This window comes from Mesorhizobium sp. M7A.F.Ca.MR.362.00.0.0, assembly GCF_004023175.1.
Lineage (GTDB): Bacteria > Pseudomonadota > Alphaproteobacteria > Rhizobiales > Rhizobiaceae > Mesorhizobium.
Genome location: NZ_RZTF01000812.1, coordinates 1 through 950 on the forward strand (window position 1 = coordinate 1; position 950 = coordinate 950).

Annotated in this window: 1 protein-coding gene; it reads left to right on the forward strand. The window is 59.2% G+C overall.

Annotated features, from left to right (window positions below):
* Positions 1-92 precede the first annotated feature (92 nt).
* On the forward strand, positions 93-950 hold an 858-nt coding region (locus EOC06_RS37880; protein ID WP_164899027.1), incomplete at its 3' end, for a DNA cytosine methyltransferase.

Consider the following 950-nt stretch of genomic DNA (forward strand, 5'->3'; position numbering starts at 1 on the left):
AATTCATGGTGAGCATGTTACGGATGAGAACAAACCGTAAACCATTTTCGGCGTGGGGTATGCTAGCATTACGCGCGAATCACGGGGAGATCATGCGGACATTTTATGAGTTTTTCGCCGGCGGAGGGATGGCGCGTGCCGGACTTGGTCCAGAGTGGCAGTGTGCCTTCGCTAACGATTTCGATGTAAAAAAAGGCCTGACGTATCAGGTCAACTGGGGGACCGGCGGCGAGCTGACTATCGGTGATATTCGGCAAGTCAAGATCGACAAGCTCCCCGGCACTGCCGACTTAGCTTGGGGGTCATTCCCCTGTCAGGATCTGTCGCTTGCCGGAGGCGGCGCTGGATTGAAAGGCGAGCGTTCGGGAACCTTCTATCCGTTCTGGACGATTATGAACGGCCTGATCGCAGAGGGCCGCGGTCCGAAGATCATCGCGCTGGAAAACGTTAACGGGACTCTGACCAGCCACGGAGGCGCTGACTTCGTGGCGATCGCCGAGACTTTCGCGAAAGCGGGCTACCGCTATGGCGCTATGGTCATCGACGCAAAACTTTTTGTCCCGCAGAGTCGCCCAAGGCTCTTCGTCATCGGCGTCCGGGGGGATTTCGAGGTCCACGAGGCCATGCTATCGCCGGAGCCGGTGGCGCCCTTCCATTCCCGCGGCCTTCAAAACGCGGTCGCAAGGATTCCTGCAAAGGCGCGGAAGCGGTGGCTGTGGTGGAATCTTCCTTCTCCGCCTGTCCGCAACACATGCTTCGCCGACCTCGTCGAAGAAAATCCCTCGAGCGTCGAATGGCACACCACGGAACAGACCGCGCGGCTGATCGCCCAGATGTCTCCGGTGAATATCGCGAAGCTTGAGGCCGCGAAGCGGGCCAGGCGCCGCATGGTGGGGACCGTCTACAAGCGGACGAGACCGCAGAATCCTAACGGGAAAGCTGTAAGAGCG